The following is a 17822-nucleotide window of genomic DNA, read 5'->3' as shown; positions in this document are numbered from 1 at the left end:
CATAAATGGTTACAATCTGGAACTATTACAATGCCATCAGTTGTGAACAAAGCACCTGGTCGCGCATACTAGAGGCTATAAATTTATCTCTATCAGAAGTCATCACATGAAAGAAGTCGAAAAAAACGAAATCAAACGTCTCAGCGATCGTCTGGACGCCATCCGTCACCAGCAGGCCGATCTGTCGCTGGTTGAAGCCGCAGACAAATATGCCGAACTGGAAAAAGAGAAAGCCACTCTGGAAGCAGAAATTGCTCGCCTGCGCGAAGTTCACAGCCAGAAACTCAGCAAAGAAGCGCAGAAACTGATGAAGATGCCGTTCCAGCGTGCAATCACCAAAAAAGAGCAGGCTGATATGGGCAAGCTGAAAAAAAGTGTTCGCGGACTGGTGGTTGTGCACCCAATGACCGCGCTGGGCCGCGAAATGGGCCTGCAAGAGATGACAGGGTTCTCAAAGACTGCGTTTTAAGTTCCTTTCTCGTCGCTGTAATCACAGCCTCTCACCATTTACTCGCTCCTGCTGGCACATGCAGGAGCCTGTTTCAGAGATCGAATCTTTATAACGTTCTTAACATTATATATTCAACTCCACCTACACTTCTGAGCGATCGTAGCAGGCTAAATTCTGAAAATCAGGTACACATTAAAGAATGATGTATCAATATCAACAATGAATTTCCGCATATCAATGCTCGAAACATAATTAATTATTTAAATTTTTCAATCAGCTTCGCAAATTCCACAATAAAACATCACTCAACTGAATATTTACCTTTCCCTGCCCTGTGCCTTTATCCGGTGAAACATTTGACATCGATTGACACCGATCATTAAAATCCGCGCGATTAATATTATTGGCTACAAACTGAAATCGTTTGACATTTAATAACATATTCGCACAACCAATTAATACAAAAACTCTCTAACAAATTTATTTTGCGGATATGCCCCATTCCAATCATTCATAAAAAAAATGATTGTGCCGTAATTATCAACTGTATCGGGATTATGAAAAGGAATTCATCCTATGAACCTAAAGAAAACACTGTTAAGCGTGTTAATGATATTGCAACTTTGCTTATTGGTAGGGTGTGACTATATTGAAAAAGCGAGTAAGGTCGACGATCTCGTTACACAGCAAGAGTTGCAAAAAAGCAAAATTGAGGCGCTTGAAAAACAACAAGAACTCGACAAGCGCAAGATAGAACACTTTGAAAAACAACAAACTACCATCATAAACAGTACCAAAACGCTCGCTGGTGTGGTGAAGGCAGTTAAAAACAAACAGGACGAATTTGTCTTTACAGAATTTAACCCGGCACAAACCCAATACTTTATTTTAAATAACGGCTCTGTTGGTTTGGCAGGGAAAATACTGTCTATTGACGCAGTAGAAAACGGCAGTGTTATTCGTATTTCACTGGTTAACTTATTAAGTGTTCCTGTATCAAATATGGGTTTCTACGCAACATGGGGGGGAGAAAAACCCACCGACATCAACGCATTAGCAAAATGGCAGCAATTGCTATTTAGTACCGCAATGAACTCCTCCCTGAAATTATTACCAGGTCAATGGCAAGACATTAATTTGACGCTAAAAGGTGTCTCGCCCAACAACCTCAAATATCTGAAATTAGCCATCAACATGGCAAATATTCAGTTCGACCGTCTTCAACCTGCTGAATCTCCACAGCGGAAAAACAAAAAATAAATGCAGCTTCTGCGCTTATATCAAGGAATAGAGAGCATCAATAATGAACAAAATATTTAAAGTTATCTGGAATCCGGCAACAGGCAGTTACACCGTTGCCAGCGAAACGGCGAAGAGCCGTGGTAAAAAAAGCGGGCGCAGTAAGCTGTTAATTTCTGCACTGGTTGCGGGTGGGTTGTTGTCGTCGTTTGGGGCAAGTGCAGATAATTACACTGGGCAGCCAACTGATTATGGCGATGGCTCAGCAGGTGACGGCTGGGTTGCTATCGGTAAAGGGGCAAAAGCAAATACCTTTATGAACACTAGTGGCGCGAGTACAGCTTTAGGATATGACGCGATAGCCGAAGGTGAGTACAGTTCTGCCATCGGGTCAAAAACCCTTGCAACTGGTGGAGCATCCATGGCGTTCGGGGTTAGTGCAAAAGCAATGGGTGACAGAAGTGTCGCGCTAGGTGCATCGTCAGTAGCAAATGGCGATCGTTCGATGGCTTTTGGTCGTTACGCAAAGACGAATGGTTTTACATCTCTTGCTATTGGGGACTCCTCCCTTGCCGATGGTGAAAAAACTATTGCGTTAGGAAATACGGCTAAAGCTTACGAAATTATGAGCATCGCCCTCGGTGATAATGCCAATGCGTCAAAAGAGTATGCAATGGCGCTGGGAGCAAGTAGCAAAGCTGGCGGTGCTGATAGCCTCGCATTCGGCAGAAAATCTACAGCTAATAGCACTGGCTCACTGGCAATAGGTGCTGACAGTAGCAGTTCGAACGATAACGCCATCGCGATAGGGAACAAAACGCAAGCCCTGGGAGTGAATTCGATGGCCCTGGGTAATGCAAGTCAGGCATCTGGCGAATCCAGTATTGCATTAGGTAACACCAGTGAAGCCAGCGAACAAAATGCGATTGCGCTGGGGCAAGGTAGCATTGCAAGCAAAGTGAACTCAATCGCGTTGGGAAGTAACAGTTTGTCCTCGGGAGAGAATGCCATCGCATTGGGAGAGGGTAGTGCCGCTGGTGGCAGCAACAGCCTTGCTTTCGGTAGCCAGTCCAGGGCAAACGGCAATGATTCTGTCGCCATCGGTGTAGGGGCTGCAGCAGCGACCGACAATTCTGTCGCTATCGGCGCAGGATCGACCACAGATGCAAGCAATACGGTTTCAGTTGGCAACAGCGCAACAAAACGCAAAATTGTTAATATGGCTGCTGGTGCCATAAGCAACACCAGTACCGATGCCATCAACGGCTCACAGCTTTATACGATCAGTGATTCAGTCGCCAAGCGACTCGGAGGAGGCGCTACTGTAGGCAGCGATGGCACCGTAACCGCAGTAAGCTACGCGTTGAGAAGCGGAACCTATAATAACGTGGGTGATGCTCTGTCAGGAATCGACAATAATACCCTACAATGGAATAAAACCGCGGGGGCGTTCAGCGCCAATCACGGTGCAAATGCCACCAACAAAATCACTAATGTTGCTAAAGGTACGGTTTCTGCAACCAGCACCGATGTAGTAAACGGCTCTCAATTGTACGACCTGCAGCAGGATGCTCTGTTGTGGAACGGCACAGCATTCAGTGCCGCACACGGCACCGAAGCCACCAGCAAAATCACTAACGTCACCGCTGGCAACCTGACTGCCGGCAGCACTGACGCCGTTAACGGCTCTCAGCTCAAAACCACCAACGACAACGTGACGACCAACACCACCAACATCGCCACTAACACCACCAATATCACCAACCTGACTGACGCTGTTAACGGTCTCGGTGACGACTCCCTGCTGTGGAACAAAACAGCTGGCGCATTCAGCGCCGCGCACGGCACTGACGCCACCAGCAAGATCACCAACGTCACCGCTGGCAACCTGACTGCCGGCAGCACTGACGCCGTTAACGGCTCCCAGCTCAAAACCACCAACGACAACGTGACGACCAACACCACCAACATCGCCACTAACACCACCAATATCACCAACCTGACTGACGCTGTTAACGGTCTCGGTGACGACTCCCTGCTGTGGAACAAAACAGCTGGCGCATTCAGCGCCGCGCACGGCACTGACGCCACCAGCAAGATCACCAATGTCAAAGCCGGTGACCTGACAGCTGGCAGCACTGACGCCGTTAACGGCTCTCAGCTCAAAACCACCAACGATAACGTGTCGACCAACACCACCAACATCACCAACCTGACTGACGCTGTTAACGGTCTCGGTGACGACTCCCTGCTGTGGAACAAAACAGCTGGCGCATTCAGCGCCGCTCACGGCACTGACGCCACCAGCAAGATCACCAATGTCAAAGCCGGTGACCTGACAGCTGGCAGCACTGACGCCGTTAACGGCTCCCAGCTCAAAACCACCAACGATAACGTGTCGACCAACACCACCAACATCACTAACCTGACGGATTCCGTTGGCGACCTTAAGGACGATTCTCTGCTGTGGAACAAAGCGGCTGGCGCATTCAGCGCCGCGCACGGTACCGAAGCTACCAGCAAGATCACCAACTTACTGGCTGGCAAGATATCTTCTAACAGCACTGATGCCATTAATGGCTCACAACTTTATGGCGTAGCGGATTCATTTACGTCATATCTTGGTGGTGGTGCTGATATCAGCGATACGGGTGTATTAAGTGGGCCAACCTACACTATTGGTGGTACTGACTACACTAACGTCGGTGATGCTCTGGCAGCCATTAACACATCATTTAGCACATCACTCGGCGACGCCCTACTTTGGGATGCAACCGCAGGCAAATTCAGCGCCAAACACGGCATTAATAATGCTCCCAGTGTAATCACTGATGTTGCAAACGGTGCAGTCTCGTCCACCAGCAGCGACGCCATTAACGGTTCACAACTTTATGGTGTTAGTGACTACATTGCCGATGCTCTGGGCGGGAATGCTGTGGTGAACACTGACGGCAGTATCACTACACCAACTTATGCCATCGCTGGCGGCAGTTACAACAACGTCGGTGACGCGCTGGAAGCGATCGATACCACGCTGGATGATGCTCTGCTGTGGGATACAACAGCCAATGGCGGTAACGGTGCATTTAGCGCCGCTCACGGGAAAGATAAAACTGCCAGTGTAATCACTAACGTCGCTAACGGTGCAGTCTCTGCCACCAGCAACGATGCCATTAATGGCTCACAGCTCTATAGCACTAATAAGTACATCGCTGATGCGCTGGGTGGTGATGCAGAAGTCAACGCTGACGGTACTATCACTGCACCGACTTACACCATTGCAAATACCGATTACAACAACGTCGGTGAAGCCCTGGATGCGCTCGATAATAACGCGCTGCTGTGGGATGAAGACGCAGGTGCCTACAACGCCAGCCATGATGGCAATGCCAGCAAAATCACCAACGTTGCGGCTGGTGATCTCTCCACAACCAGTACCGATGCTGTTAACGGTTCCCAGTTAAACGCAACCAATATTCTGGTTACGCAAAATAGCCAAATGATTAACCAGCTTGCTGGTAACACTAGCGAAACCTACATCGAGGAAAACGGTGCGGGTATTAACTATGTACGTACCAACGACAGCGGCTTAGCGTTCAACGATGCCAGCGCTTCAGGTATTGGCGCTACAGCTGTAGGTTATAACGCAGTTGCCTCTCATGCCAGCAGTGTAGCCATCGGTCAGGACAGCATCAGCGAAGTTGATACGGGTATCGCTCTGGGTAGCAGTTCCGTTTCCAGCCGTGTAATAGTTAAAGGGACTCGTAACACCAGCGTATCGGAAGAAGGTGTTGTGATTGGTTATGACACCACGGATGGCGAACTGCTTGGCGCGTTGTCGATTGGTGATGACGGTAAATATCGTCAAATCATCAACGTCGCGGATGGTTCTGAAGCCCATGATGCGGTCACTGTTCGCCAGTTGCAAAACGCCATTGGTGCAGTCGCAACCACACCAACCAAATACTATCACGCCAACTCAACGGCTGAAGACTCACTGGCAGTCGGTGAAGACTCGCTGGCAATGGGCGCGAAAACCATCGTTAATGGTAATGCGGGTATTGGTATCGGCCTGAACACGCTGGTTCTGGCTGATGCGATCAACGGTATTGCTATCGGTTCTAACGCACGCGCAAATCATGCCGACAGCATTGCAATGGGTAATGGTTCTCAGACTACCCGTGGTGCGCAGACCAACTACACTGCCTACAACATGGATGCACCGCAGAACTCTGTGGGTGAGTTCTCTGTCGGCAGTGAAGACGGTCAACGTCAGATCACCAACGTCGCAGCAGGTTCGGCGGATACCGATGCGGTTAACGTGGGTCAGTTGAAAGTAACGGACGCGCAGGTTTCCCAGAATACCCAGAGCATTACTAACCTGAACACTCAGGTCACTAATCTGGATACTCGCGTGACCAATATCGAAAACGGCATTGGCGATATCGTAACCACCGGTAGCACTAAGTACTTCAAGACCAACACCGATGGCGCAGATGCCAACGCGCAGGGTAAAGACAGTGTTGCGATTGGTTCTGGTTCCATTGCTGCCGCTGACAACAGCGTCGCACTGGGCACGGGTTCCGTAGCAGACGAAGAAAACACCATCTCTGTGGGTTCTTCTACCAACCAGCGTCGTATCACCAACGTTGCTGCCGGTGTTAATGCCACCGATGCGGTTAACGTTTCGCAACTGAAGTCTTCTGAAGCAGGCGGCGTTCGCTACGACACCAAAGCTGATGGCTCTATCGACTACAGCAACATCACTCTCGGTGGCGGCAATAGCGGTACGACTCGCATCAGCAACGTTTCTGCTGGCGTGAACAACAACGACGCAGTGAACTATGCGCAGTTGAAGCAAAGTGTGCAGGAAACGAAGCAATACACCGATCAGCGCATGGTTGAGATGGATAACAAACTGTCCAAAACTGAAAGCAAGCTGAGTGGTGGTATCGCTTCTGCAATGGCAATGACCGGTCTGCCGCAGGCTTACACGCCGGGTGCCAGCATGGCCTCTATTGGTGGCGGTACTTACAACGGTGAATCGGCTGTTGCTTTAGGTGTGTCGATGGTGAGCGCCAATGGTCGTTGGGTCTACAAATTACAAGGTAGTACCAATAGCCAGGGTGAATACTCCGCCGCACTCGGTGCCGGTATTCAGTGGTAATCATCCATTAACAAATGGGTAAACGCCACATTGCCTGATGCGCTACGCTTATCAGGCCTACGGGGTGATTCAGCACTACCCTGTAGGCCGGATAAGGCGTTCACGCCGCATCCGGCAAGATAAGGCGCACCAGATCAACAATCTGAGGGCAATTCTCTGATGGGAATTGCCCTTTTCTTTATTACCTCTCTCCCAGAATTGGCCCTACCAATTCTTCGCTTATCTGACCTCTGGTTCACAATTCCCCAATTAAAACTCACATCAATGTTGCCAATGCATAACATTTAGTTAACTATCCATTGTCATTATCCCTACACAACACAATTGGCAGTGCCACTTTTACACAACGTGTGACAAGGAGATGAGCAACAGACTCATTACACGGCGTGTGTGGACTGCAGGAGACCTGCAATGAATCTCTGGCAACAAAACTACGATCCCGCCGGGAATATCTGGCTTTCCAGCCTGATAGCATCGCTTCCCATCCTGTTTTTCTTCTTTGCGCTGATTAAGCTCAAACTGAAAGGATACGTCGCCGCCTCATGGACGGTGGCAATCGCCCTTGCCGTGGCTTTGCTGTTCTATAAAATGCCGGTCGCTAACGCGCTGGCCTCGGTGGTTTATGGCTTCTTCTACGGGTTGTGGCCCATCGCGTGGATCATTATTGCAGCGGTGTTCGTCTATAAGATCTCGGTGAAAACCGGGCAGTTTGACATCATCCGCTCGTCTATTCTTTCGATAACCCCTGACCAGCGCCTGCAAATGCTGATCGTCGGTTTCTGTTTCGGCGCTTTCCTTGAAGGAGCCGCAGGCTTTGGCGCACCGGTAGCAATTACCGCCGCATTGCTGGTCGGTCTGGGCTTTAAACCACTGTACGCCGCCGGGCTGTGCCTGATTGTTAACACCGCGCCAGTGGCATTTGGTGCGATGGGTATTCCGATTCTGGTCGCCGGGCAGGTAACAGGCATCGACAGCTTTGAGATTGGGCAGATGGTGGGGCGTCAGCTGCCGTTTATGACCATTATCGTGCTGTTCTGGATCATGGCGATTATGGACGGCTGGCGCGGTATCAAAGAAACCTGGCCTGCGGTCGTGGTTGCGGGTGGTTCGTTTGCTATCGCACAGTACCTCAGTTCCAACTTCATTGGGCCGGAACTGCCAGACATTATCTCTTCGCTGGTATCGCTGCTCTGTCTGACACTGTTCCTCAAACGCTGGCAACCAGTGCGCGTATTCCGCTTCGGTGACTTAGGGGCGTCACAGGTTGATATGACGCTGGCTCACACAGGTTACACGGCAGGTCAGGTGCTGCGCGCCTGGACACCGTTCCTGTTCCTGACCGCCACCGTAACGCTGTGGAGTATCCCGCCGTTTAAAGCCCTGTTCGCTTCAGGCGGTGCGCTGTATGAGTGGATGATCAACATTCCGGTGCCGTACCTCGATAAACTGGTTGCCCGTATGCCGCCAGTGGTCAGCGAAGCGACAGCGTATGCCGCCGTGTTTAAGTTTGACTGGTTCTCTGCCACCGGTACCGCCATTCTGTTTGCTGCCTTGCTCTCGATTGTCTGGCTGAAGATGAAACCATCTGACGCTATCAGCACCTTCGGCAGCACGCTGAAAGAACTGGCTCTGCCTATCTACTCCATCGGCATGGTGCTGGCGTTCGCCTTTATCTCGAACTATTCCGGACTGTCATCAACACTGGCGCTGGCACTGGCGCACACCGGTCATGCATTCACCTTCTTCTCGCCGTTCCTCGGCTGGCTTGGGGTATTCCTGACCGGGTCGGATACGTCATCTAATGCTTTGTTTGCCGCTTTGCAGGCTACCGCCGCACAACAAATTGGCGTTTCTGACCTGTTGCTGGTTGCTGCCAACACCACCGGTGGTGTCACCGGTAAGATGATCTCCCCGCAATCTATCGCTATCGCCTGTGCGGCGGTAGGCCTGGTGGGCAAAGAGTCTGATTTGTTCCGCTTTACTGTCAAACACAGCCTGATCTTCACCTGTATGGTGGGCGTGATCACCACGCTTCAGGCCTATGTCTTAACGTGGATGATTCCTTAATGATTGTTTTACCCAGACGCCTGTCAGACGAGGTTGCCGATCGTGTGCGGGCGCTGATTGATGAAAAAAACCTGGAAGCGGGCATGAAGTTGCCCGCTGAACGTCAACTGGCGATGCAACTCGGCGTGTCGAGAAATTCACTGCGCGAGGCGCTGGCGAAACTGGTAAGCGAAGGTGTGCTGCTCAGTCGACGTGGCGGCGGGACGTTTATTCGCTGGCGTCATGACACATGGTCGGAGCAAAACATCGTCCAGCCGCTGAAAACGCTGATGGCCGATGATCCGGATTACAGTTTCGATATTCTGGAAGCCCGATACGCCATTGAAGCCAGCACCGCATGGCATGCAGCAATGCGCGCCACACCTGGAGAAAAAGAAAAGATTCAGCTTTGCTTTGAAGCAACGCTAAGTGAAGACCCGGATCTCGCCTCACAAGCGGACGTTCGTTTTCATCTGGCGATTGCCGAAGCTTCACATAACATTGTGTTGCTGCAAACCATGCGCGGTTTCTTCGATGTCCTGCAATCCTCTGTGAAGCATAGCCGCCAGCGGATGTACCTGGTACCCCCGGTTTTTTCACAGCTGACCGAACAACATCAGGCGGTCATTGACGCCATTTTTGCCGGTGATGCTGACGGGGCGCGTAAAGCAATGATGGCGCACCTTAGCTTTGTTCACACCACCATGAAACGATTCGATGAAGATCAGGCTCGCCATGCACGTATTACCCGCCTGCCTGGTGACCATAATGAGCATTCGAGGGAGAAAAACGCATGATTATTTCCGCAGCCAGCGATTATCGCGCCGCAGCGCAACGCATTCTGCCGCCGTTCCTGTTCCACTATATGGATGGGGGGGCATATTCTGAATACACGCTGCGCCGCAACGTGGAAGATTTGTCAGAAGTGGCGCTGCGCCAGCGTATTCTGAAAAACATGTCTGACTTAAGCCTGGAAACGACGCTGTTTAATGAGAAATTGTCGATGCCGGTGGCGCTAGGTCCGGTAGGTTTGTGTGGCATGTATGCGCGACGCGGCGAAGTTCAGGCTGCCAAAGCAGCAGATGCGCATGGCATTCCGTTTACTCTCTCGACGGTTTCCGTTTGCCCGATTGAAGAAGTGGCTCCGGCTATCAAACGTCCGATGTGGTTCCAGCTTTATGTGCTGCGCGATCGCGGCTTTATGCGTAACGCCCTGGAGCGAGCAAAAGCCGCGGGTTGTTCGACGCTGGTTTTCACCGTGGATATGCCAACGCCGGGAGCGCGTTATCGTGATGCGCATTCTGGGATGAGCGGCCCGAACGCGGCAATGCGCCGCTACTTGCAGGCGGTGACGCATCCGCAATGGGCGTGGGATGTGGGCCTGAACGGTCGTCCGCATGATTTAGGTAATATCTCGGCTTACCTCGGCAAACCAACCGGACTGGAAGATTACATCGGCTGGCTGGGGAATAACTTCGATCCGTCCATCTCATGGAAAGACCTTGAGTGGATCCGCGATTTCTGGGATGGCCCGATGGTGATCAAAGGGATCCTCGATCCGGAAGATGCGCGCGATGCAGTACGTTTTGGTGCTGATGGAATTGTGGTTTCTAACCACGGTGGCCGCCAGTTAGATGGCGTACTCTCTTCTGCTCGTGCACTGCCTGCTATTGCGGATGCGGTGAAAGGTGATATCGCCATTCTGGCGGATAGCGGAATACGTAACGGGCTTGATGTCGTGCGTATGATTGCGCTCGGTGCCGACACCGTACTGCTGGGTCGTGCTTTCCTGTATGCACTGGCAACAGCGGGCCAGGCGGGTGTAGCTAATCTGCTAAATCTGATCGAAAAAGAGATGAAAGTGGCGATGACGCTGACTGGCGCGAAATCGATTAGCGAAATTACGCAAGATTCGCTGGTGCAGGGGCTGGGTAAAGAGTTGCCTGCGGCACTGGCTCCAATGGCGAAAGGGAATGCAGCTTAAGGGTTAGACGAATATCTGCTATCCTGCCCCCGCACTAAGGGGGCAGTATGCTAAACATCGTACTTTACGAACCAGAAATTCCGCCAAATACTGGCAACATCATCCGTCTTTGCGCTAATACCGGCTTTCGTCTGCATATCATCGAACCGATGGGATTTGCCTGGGACGATAAGCGCCTGCGCCGCGCGGGGCTGGACTATCACGAGTTTACCGCCGTTACGCGTCATCATGACTATCGCGCGTTTCTCGAAGCAGAAAATCCCCAGCGTCTGTTTGCCCTCACCACGAAAGGTACGCCTGCTCACAGCGCCGTAAGCTATCAGGATGGCGATTATCTGATGTTCGGCCCGGAAACACGCGGCCTGCCAGCGAGCATTCTTGATGCCCTGCCCGCTGAACAAAAAATTCGTATTCCAATGGTGCCGGACAGCCGCAGCATGAACCTGTCCAATGCGGTGTCGGTGGTGGTGTATGAAGCCTGGCGCCAGCTGGGGTATCCGGGAGCGGTGTTGAGAGATTAAGATGCGGTAGGCCGGATAAGGCGTTCACGCCGCATCCGGCACGATCACAGAATGTCAGATCCCATCACCATACTCAAACGTATGGTTAATGCCGTTGAAATGCTGATCCATATCCATTGACGGTTTATCGCTATCCGGCTTGCCGACAATGCGTGCCGGAACGCCAGCGGCAGTGGTGTGCGGCGGCACCGGTTGCAGCACCACGGAACCTGCGCCAATCTTCGCGCCGCGCCCAACTTCAATATTGCCGAGAATTTTCGCGCCCGCGCCAATCATCACGCCTTCACGAATTTTCGGGTGACGGTCACCACCAGATTTACCCGTACCGCCAAGCGTCACAGATTGCAGAATCGATACGTCGTTTTCAATCACCGCCGTTTCACCAACGACGATGCCTGTCGCGTGGTCGAGCATGATACCGCGACCAATTTTTGCTGCCGGGTGTATATCAACCTGGAACGTTACAGAGACCTGGTTTTGTAGAAAAATAGCCAGCGCGCGACGGCCCTGATTCCACAACCAGTGACCGATGCGATACGCCTGCAAAGCATGAAAACCTTTCAGATATAACAATGGGGTTGAGTATTTATCGACTGCCGGGTCGCGGGTACGCACTGCCTGAATATCACAGGCCGCAGAAGCAATCATTTCCGGGTCGGCGGCGTAGGCTTCTTCCACCACTTCACGGATAGCAATAGCAGGCATAATTGGCGATGACAGCTTGTTCGCCAGCATGTAGCTCAATGCACTGCCAAGGTTTTCATGCTTGAGTAGCGTTGCGTGGTAAAAACTGGCCAGCATTGGCTCACAGTCCGCCAGCGTTCTGGCTTCCGCTTTAATATTGTTCCAGACAATTTCCAGTTCTTCACACGACATTGCTTACTCCACACGATGAGATAATGACCGGCTCGTTCTGCGCGAGCCGGGTCATAGCGGTAACAAAGGTTCCCTGGGTTTAGTGGCTACTGCGCTCGTCCTTGCGTGCACGACCTAATAAAGTCAATGCTGCCTCGCGCGCGTTTTTTCCGCAATATAATACTTGATAAATTTCCTCGGTTATTGGCATTTCAACGCCGAAGCGATGCGCCAGTTCGCGGACTTCTTTCGTATTGCGGTAGCCTTCCACCACTTGACCAATTTTCTCCTGCGCGCTTTGTACATCCATGCCCTGACCGAGCATCATGCCAAAACGGCGGTTACGCGACTGGTTGTCGGTACAGGTCAGCACCAGATCGCCCAGCCCCGCCATGCCCATAAAGGTGGCAGGATCGGCACCCAGCGCCGCGCCAAGACGCGACATCTCAGCCAGCCCACGGGTGATCAGCGCCGTACGCGCATTCGCGCCAAAACCGATACCGTCGGACATCCCCGCGCCAATGGCAATGACGTTTTTCACCGCACCGCCAAGCTGCACACCGATGAAATCCGGGTTGCTGTAAACGCGGAAACTTTTGCCACAGTGCAGCAATTGCTGGAGGTCATCGGCAAAGGTCTGGTCCGTCGAGGCCAGCGAAATGGCCGTCGGTAAACCTGCCGCCAGTTCTTTCGCAAACGTTGGGCCAGAGATAACCGCCAGCGGAATTTGATCGCCTAAGGCCTCACGCGCCACGTCCTGTAACAGACGTCCGGTTTCTGCTTCCAGCCCTTTGGTCGCCCACACCAGACGCGCATCAGGACGCATCAGCGGTTTAATCTGGCGCAGCACTTCACCAAAGACATGGCTGGGTACGACGACGAGAATATTACGGCTGGCTGCCAGCGCAGTGGCGAGATCGCTTTCAAGATGGAGCGTATCGGGAAAAGGCACATCGGGGAGAAACGCGGCGTTACAGCGGTCGCGTTCAAGCGTTGCGATATGTTCAGGGTCATGGCCCCAGAGGACAACCTCGTGGCCATTTCTTGCCAGGGTGATGGCAAGAGCGGTGCCGTACGAGCCGGCACCGATCACAGTCATTGAAGCATTACGTTGGTTCATCAGGCATCCTGATGTTCTTCAGTACCTTCGCCAGCCTGCTGCTGCAAATAGTTCATGAACAGCGCATCGAAGTTAACCGGCGCAAGGTTCAGTTGCGGGAATGTACCGCGGGATACCATGCTGGTGATGCACTCACGAGCATACGGGAACAGAATGTTCGGGCAGTATGCGCCCAGGCAATGTGCCATCTGGGTGCCTTCGATACCCGCGATGGAGAAAATACCGCCCTGCTGAACTTCACACAGGAACGCGGTTTCTTCGCCCAGGGAGGCCGTTACGGTAACACGCAGTACCACTTCGTAAACGTCATCTGCCAGTTGAGAAGATGCCGTATCCAGATCAAGTTTAACTTCTGGCTGCCAATCTTTCTGGAAAACGTGCGGCGCGTTCGGCGCTTCGAAAGAAATATCCTTGGTATAAATACGTTGGATCTGGAAAGTCATTTCGGTGTTGTTTTGTTCTGACATGTGTAGAAAACCCTTAAGTGTTGTCCTTAAAATACTGCGCAATGTAATGCCAACGTTCACACGTTATTTCAGCAGGGGATCCAGTCCACCACGTGCATCCAATGCATACAAGTCATCACAGCCACCAATGTGCTGTGCGTCAATAAAAATCTGTGGAACCGTGGTGCGACCGCTGCGTTTGATCATCTCTTCACGCTTAGCGGCATTGCCATCGATCGGCAACTCCTGAAAACTCACGCCCTTGCTGCTCAGCAGTGCTTTTGCACGATGGCAATACGGGCAGGTTTCTTTGGTATAGATTTCAACATTGGCCATAAATTAGCTCCTGTTTTTTACCCTGAAATTTCATGTTGCAGGGCGGCAGCAAAATGGAGTGTCCCCAGAAGCTTATAACAATAAGTCGCTGGGGGCCTAATTGCAGCTAACGGCCTGCATCATGAAAAACGGCAGGTAAATTATTTGCCGCGCACCAAAGGCAAGTTTTCGCCAGCCCAGCCAGCGACGCCTTCTTTCAGTACGAATACTTGCGCAAAACCAGCTTTCGTCAGCGCGTTTGCAGGCTCCTGGCACTGCATGCCAGAACCATCTACCACGATAACCGGTTTGTCTTTGTGCTTCTCAAGCTCACCAACATTGTTGGCTTTGATTTCGCTCGGCAACAGGTTGATAGAACCTGCGATATGGCCTTTACGGAAGTCATCACGCTGACGTAAATCCACAACCACAGCGTCTTCTTTGTTGATCAGACGCGTAGCTTCACCACGAGTAATCACCTTCACTTTCGAGGTCAGGCTCTTAAACGTAGTCACAAGAACCGCCACCAGTAACGCGATCCAGGCGATACTCAGTATGGGATGACGGCCAACAAATTGCATAATTTCTTGCATGGGGGGTAACAACTCCCGACGTAGTGATTAAAAAAACCAGGAAAGGAGTATACCTGCGCAGTGCGGCAAATACAGCCAGCGCGTTAACTGGAATGCAATTTTGCGGGGCGCGACGAAAAAAAAGCGTAAATCTGGCATCTGCTTGCCGCGAGCGGTCGTATATTTTGATCTTCAGAGGCTATTTTATCGATTCAGCTGTAGTAAAATTACGCAAATTTTGACTCTTGAGTATGAGGTTGTCGCAATGTCGGTTTCTAAAAAACCTATGGTACTGGTGATTCTGGATGGCTATGGCTATCGCGAAGAACAGCAGGATAACGCCATTTTTAGTGCTAAAACCCCGGTAATGGATGCACTGTGGGCCAATCGTCCGCATACCCTGATCGACGCTTCCGGTTTGGAAGTCGGTCTGCCTGACCGTCAGATGGGCAACTCCGAAGTAGGCCACGTTAACCTGGGTGCCGGCCGCATCGTGTATCAGGACCTGACTCGTCTGGACGTTGAAATCAAAGATCGCGCTTTCTTTGCTAATCCGGTGTTGACTGGTGCAGTAGATAAAGCGAAAAACGCAGGCAAAGCAGTACACATTATGGGTCTGCTCTCCGCAGGTGGTGTACACAGCCACGAAGATCACATCATGGCGATGGTAGAACTGGCAGCTGAACGCGGCGCAGAAAAAATCTACCTACACGCATTCCTTGACGGTCGCGACACTCCGCCGCGCAGTGCTGAATCCTCGCTGAAAAAATTCGAAGAGAAATTTGCCGCGCTGGGTAAAGGCCGCGTAGCGTCCATCATTGGTCGTTACTACGCGATGGACCGCGATAACCGTTGGGATCGCGTTGAAAAAGCTTATGACCTGCTGACTCTGGCGCAAGGTGAGTTCCAGGCCGATACCGCCGTTGCCGGTTTGCAGGCTGCTTATGCTCGCGACGAAAACGACGAGTTCGTGAAAGCGACCGTTATTCGTGCAGAAGGTCAGCCAGATGCGGCAATGGAAGACGGCGATGCGCTGATTTTCATGAACTTCCGTGCTGACCGCGCGCGTGAAATCACTCGTGCTTTCGTGAACGCTGATTTCGATGGCTTCGCGCGTAAGAAAGTGGTTAACGTCGATTTCGTGATGCTGACCGAATACGCTGCCGACATCAAAACCGCAGTGGCTTACCCACCCGCTTCCCTGGTTAACACCTTCGGCGAGTGGATGGCGAAAAACGACAAAACTCAGCTGCGTATTTCCGAAACCGAAAAATATGCCCACGTTACTTTCTTCTTCAACGGTGGCGTAGAAGAGTCGTTCAAAGGCGAAGATCGCATTCTGATCAACTCACCGAAAGTGGCTACCTACGATCTGCAACCGGAAATGAGCTCCGCAGAGCTGACCGAAAAACTGGTTGCGGCAATCAAGAGCGGCAAATACGACACCATTATCTGTAACTATCCGAACGGCGACATGGTAGGTCACACCGGGGTGATGGAAGCGGCGGTTAAAGCGGTTGAAGCGCTGGATCACTGCGTGGAAGAAGTCGCGAAAGCGGTTGAGTCCGTGGGTGGACAACTGCTGATCACCGCTGACCACGGTAACGCTGAACAGATGCGCGATCCGGCAACGGGTCAGGCACACACAGCACACACCAACCTGCCAGTTCCGCTGATTTACGTTGGTGATAAGAACGTGAAAGCGGTTGAAGGCGGCAAACTTTCTGACATCGCGCCGACCATGTTGTCGCTGATGGGTATGGAAATCCCGCAAGAGATGACTGGTAAGCCGCTGTTCATCGTGGAATAATCCCTCCCCATGAGGGGAAAGGCGATTAATACCATGACACGGGCCGTGAAACCGCGCAGGTTTGCAATCAGGCCCATCATCTACGCCAGCGTTCTGAGCGCTGGCGTATTGTTGTGCGCCTTTTCCGCCCACGCGGATGAGCGTGACCAACTCAAATCCATTCAGGCTGACATCGCCGCGAAAGAGCGCGCGGTACGCCAAAAGCAACAACAACGCGCAAGCCTGCTCGCACAATTGAAAAAGCAGGAAGAAGCGATCTCTGAAGCCACCCGTAAACTGCGCGAAACGCAAAACACGCTTAATCAACTGAATAAACAGATTGATGAGATGAACGCGTCGATTGCCAAACTAGAGCAGCAAAAAGCCGCCCAGGAGCGCAGCCTCGCCGCGCAACTGGATGCCGCGTTTCGTCAGGGTGAACATACCGGTATTCAGCTGATTCTCAGCGGTGAAGAAAGCCAGCGTGGGCAGCGGTTACAGGCTTATTTCGGCTATCTCAACCAGGCGCGACAAGAAACCATTGCTCAGTTGAAACAAACGCGTGAAGAAGTCGCTATGCAGCGTGCCGAACTGGAAGAGAAACAGAGCGAGCAACAAACGCTTTTATATGAGCAGCGCGCCCAACAGGCGAAGCTGACCCAGGCGTTGAGCGAGCGTAAGAAAACACTGGCAGGGCTGGAGTCTTCCATCCAGCAAGGTCAGCAACAGTTGAGCGAGCTGCGCGCCAACGAATCCCGTCTGCGTAACAGCATTGCCCGTGCGGAAGCCGCGGCGAAAGCGCGTGCTGAACGTGAAGCGCGCGAAGCCCAGGCGGTTCGCGACCGCCAGAAAGAAGCGACGCGCAAAGGCACCACCTACAAGCCGACCGAAAGCGAAAAATCGCTGATGTCCCGTACCGGTGGTCTGGGCGCACCGCGCGGTCAGGCATTCTGGCCAGTTCGCGGGCCGACGCTGCATCGCTATGGCGAACAGCTACAGGGTGAATTACGCTGGAAAGGGATGGTGATTGGTGCCTCTGAAGGTACTGAAGTTAAAGCGATTGCCGACGGCCGGGTGATTCTGGCTGACTGGCTGCAAGGCTACGGTCTGGTGGTGGTGGTTGAGCATGGTAAAGGCGACATGAGTCTTTACGGCTATAATCAGAGCGCACTGGTGAGCGTTGGTTCGCAGGTTCGCGCGGGCCAGCCAATTGCACTGGTGGGCAGCAGTGGCGGTCAGGGTCGGCCTTCACTCTATTTCGAAATTCGCCGCCAGGGTCAGGCGGTCAATCCACAGCCGTGGTTGGGAAGATAAGTT

General features: G+C 52.1%; 14 protein-coding genes. 9 read left to right on the top strand and 5 right to left on the bottom strand.

All coding sequences use genetic code 11. From position 1 onward, the window contains the following. Positions 1–106: 106 nt before the first annotated feature. The 7 genes from HBM92_RS00625 (at position 107) to trmL (ending at position 11408) form a co-directional block, all read left to right on the top strand. On the top strand, positions 107–469 hold the full coding sequence (locus HBM92_RS00625; RefSeq protein ID WP_000665680.1) for a YibL family ribosome-associated protein: 363 nt from the start codon (positions 107–109) through the stop codon (positions 467–469). Positions 470–1027: 558 nt separating this feature from the next. Then, positions 1028–1711, top strand: a complete 684-nt coding sequence (locus HBM92_RS00620; protein ID WP_001049694.1) for a DUF3251 domain-containing protein — start codon at positions 1028–1030, stop codon at positions 1709–1711. 43 nt (positions 1712–1754) lie between these two features. Continuing rightward, positions 1755–6857: a trimeric autotransporter adhesin UpaG gene (gene upaG / locus HBM92_RS00615; RefSeq protein WP_032290772.1), complete on the top strand. Its 5103-nt coding sequence runs from the start codon at positions 1755–1757 to the stop codon at positions 6855–6857. A gap of 411 nt (positions 6858–7268) precedes the next feature. Further along, positions 7269–8924, top strand: a complete 1656-nt coding sequence (gene lldP / locus HBM92_RS00610) for an L-lactate permease (protein ID WP_001443182.1) — start codon at positions 7269–7271, stop codon at positions 8922–8924. Beyond that, the gene (gene lldR / locus HBM92_RS00605; protein WP_001304974.1) at positions 8924–9700 is read left to right on the top strand and encodes a transcriptional regulator LldR; all 777 of its coding nucleotides are present in this window, start codon (positions 8924–8926) and stop codon (positions 9698–9700) included. Before lldP ends, lldR begins: the two co-directional genes overlap by 1 nt. Beyond that, positions 9697–10887, top strand: coding sequence for a quinone-dependent L-lactate dehydrogenase (gene lldD, locus HBM92_RS00600; RefSeq protein ID WP_000586976.1), 1191 nt, complete (start codon positions 9697–9699; stop codon positions 10885–10887). The genes lldR and lldD overlap by 4 nt, the downstream gene beginning before the upstream one ends. Positions 10888–10934: 47 nt before the next feature. After that, the gene (gene trmL, locus HBM92_RS00595; protein ID WP_000932347.1) at positions 10935–11408 is read left to right on the top strand and encodes a tRNA (uridine(34)/cytosine(34)/5-carboxymethylaminomethyluridine(34)-2'-O)-methyltransferase TrmL; all 474 of its coding nucleotides are present in this window, start codon (positions 10935–10937) and stop codon (positions 11406–11408) included. Between the two features lie 54 nt (positions 11409–11462). Here the strand turns inward: trmL and cysE are convergent, their stop codons facing one another. The 5 genes from cysE to HBM92_RS00570 all read right to left on the bottom strand — a co-directional run bounded on the left by cysE (position 11463) and on the right by HBM92_RS00570 (position 14737). Beyond that, a complete protein-coding gene (gene cysE / locus HBM92_RS00590) occupies positions 11463–12284 on the bottom strand; it encodes a serine O-acetyltransferase (RefSeq protein ID WP_001277561.1) in 822 nt (273 codons plus the stop codon). 79 nt (positions 12285–12363) lie between these two features. Next, entirely contained in the window at positions 12364–13383 is a 1020-nt protein-coding gene (gene gpsA / locus HBM92_RS00585; RefSeq protein WP_001076194.1) for an NAD(P)H-dependent glycerol-3-phosphate dehydrogenase, read from the bottom strand. Further along, on the bottom strand, positions 13383–13850 hold the full coding sequence (secB, locus tag HBM92_RS00580; protein WP_000003377.1) for a protein-export chaperone SecB: 468 nt from the start codon (positions 13848–13850) through the stop codon (positions 13383–13385). Before secB ends, gpsA begins: the two co-directional genes overlap by 1 nt. A gap of 63 nt (positions 13851–13913) precedes the next feature. After that, complete coding sequence (gene grxC / locus HBM92_RS00575; protein WP_000024392.1) at positions 13914–14165, bottom strand: glutaredoxin 3; 252 nt, start codon at positions 14163–14165, stop codon at positions 13914–13916. A gap of 140 nt (positions 14166–14305) precedes the next feature. Continuing rightward, positions 14306–14737, bottom strand: coding sequence for a rhodanese-like domain-containing protein (locus HBM92_RS00570; protein ID WP_001156181.1), 432 nt, complete (start codon positions 14735–14737; stop codon positions 14306–14308). 244 nt (positions 14738–14981) lie between these two features. On the opposite strand from HBM92_RS00570, the gene gpmM reads away from it, so the two are divergent. Continuing rightward, positions 14982–16526 (top strand): 2,3-bisphosphoglycerate-independent phosphoglycerate mutase, encoded by a 1545-nt coding sequence (gene gpmM, locus HBM92_RS00565; protein WP_000116566.1) that lies wholly within the window; start codon positions 14982–14984, stop codon positions 16524–16526. A gap of 33 nt (positions 16527–16559) precedes the next feature. Then, a complete protein-coding gene (gene envC / locus HBM92_RS00560; protein WP_000196261.1) occupies positions 16560–17819 on the top strand; it encodes a murein hydrolase activator EnvC in 1260 nt (419 codons plus the stop codon). The last annotated feature ends 3 nt before the right edge of the window (positions 17820–17822 follow it).

Origin of the sequence: Escherichia sp. E.sYA108 (assembly GCF_011754335.1) — a bacterium.
Classification (GTDB): Bacteria; Pseudomonadota; Gammaproteobacteria; order Enterobacterales; family Enterobacteriaceae; genus Escherichia; species Escherichia coli.
This window is presented reverse-complemented; position numbering and strand designations above follow the sequence as displayed.

Coding starts and splice junctions, on each gene's coding strand:
- cysE (WP_001277561.1), bottom strand. CDS start 12,284: ATGTCGTGTGAAGAACTGGAAATTGTCTGGAACAATATTAAAGCGGAA.
- envC (WP_000196261.1), top strand. CDS start 16,560: ATGACACGGGCCGTGAAACCGCGCAGGTTTGCAATCAGGCCCATCATC.
- trmL (WP_000932347.1), top strand. CDS start 10,935: ATGCTAAACATCGTACTTTACGAACCAGAAATTCCGCCAAATACTGGC.
- HBM92_RS00570 (WP_001156181.1), bottom strand. CDS start 14,737: ATGCAAGAAATTATGCAATTTGTTGGCCGTCATCCCATACTGAGTATC.
- lldD (WP_000586976.1), top strand. CDS start 9,697: ATGATTATTTCCGCAGCCAGCGATTATCGCGCCGCAGCGCAACGCATT.
- gpmM (WP_000116566.1), top strand. CDS start 14,982: ATGTCGGTTTCTAAAAAACCTATGGTACTGGTGATTCTGGATGGCTAT.
- grxC (WP_000024392.1), bottom strand. CDS start 14,165: ATGGCCAATGTTGAAATCTATACCAAAGAAACCTGCCCGTATTGCCAT.
- HBM92_RS00620 (WP_001049694.1), top strand. CDS start 1,028: ATGAACCTAAAGAAAACACTGTTAAGCGTGTTAATGATATTGCAACTT.
- lldR (WP_001304974.1), top strand. CDS start 8,924: ATGATTGTTTTACCCAGACGCCTGTCAGACGAGGTTGCCGATCGTGTG.
- upaG (WP_032290772.1), top strand. CDS start 1,755: ATGAACAAAATATTTAAAGTTATCTGGAATCCGGCAACAGGCAGTTAC.
- lldP (WP_001443182.1), top strand. CDS start 7,269: ATGAATCTCTGGCAACAAAACTACGATCCCGCCGGGAATATCTGGCTT.
- gpsA (WP_001076194.1), bottom strand. CDS start 13,383: ATGAACCAACGTAATGCTTCAATGACTGTGATCGGTGCCGGCTCGTAC.
- HBM92_RS00625 (WP_000665680.1), top strand. CDS start 107: ATGAAAGAAGTCGAAAAAAACGAAATCAAACGTCTCAGCGATCGTCTG.
- secB (WP_000003377.1), bottom strand. CDS start 13,850: ATGTCAGAACAAAACAACACCGAAATGACTTTCCAGATCCAACGTATT.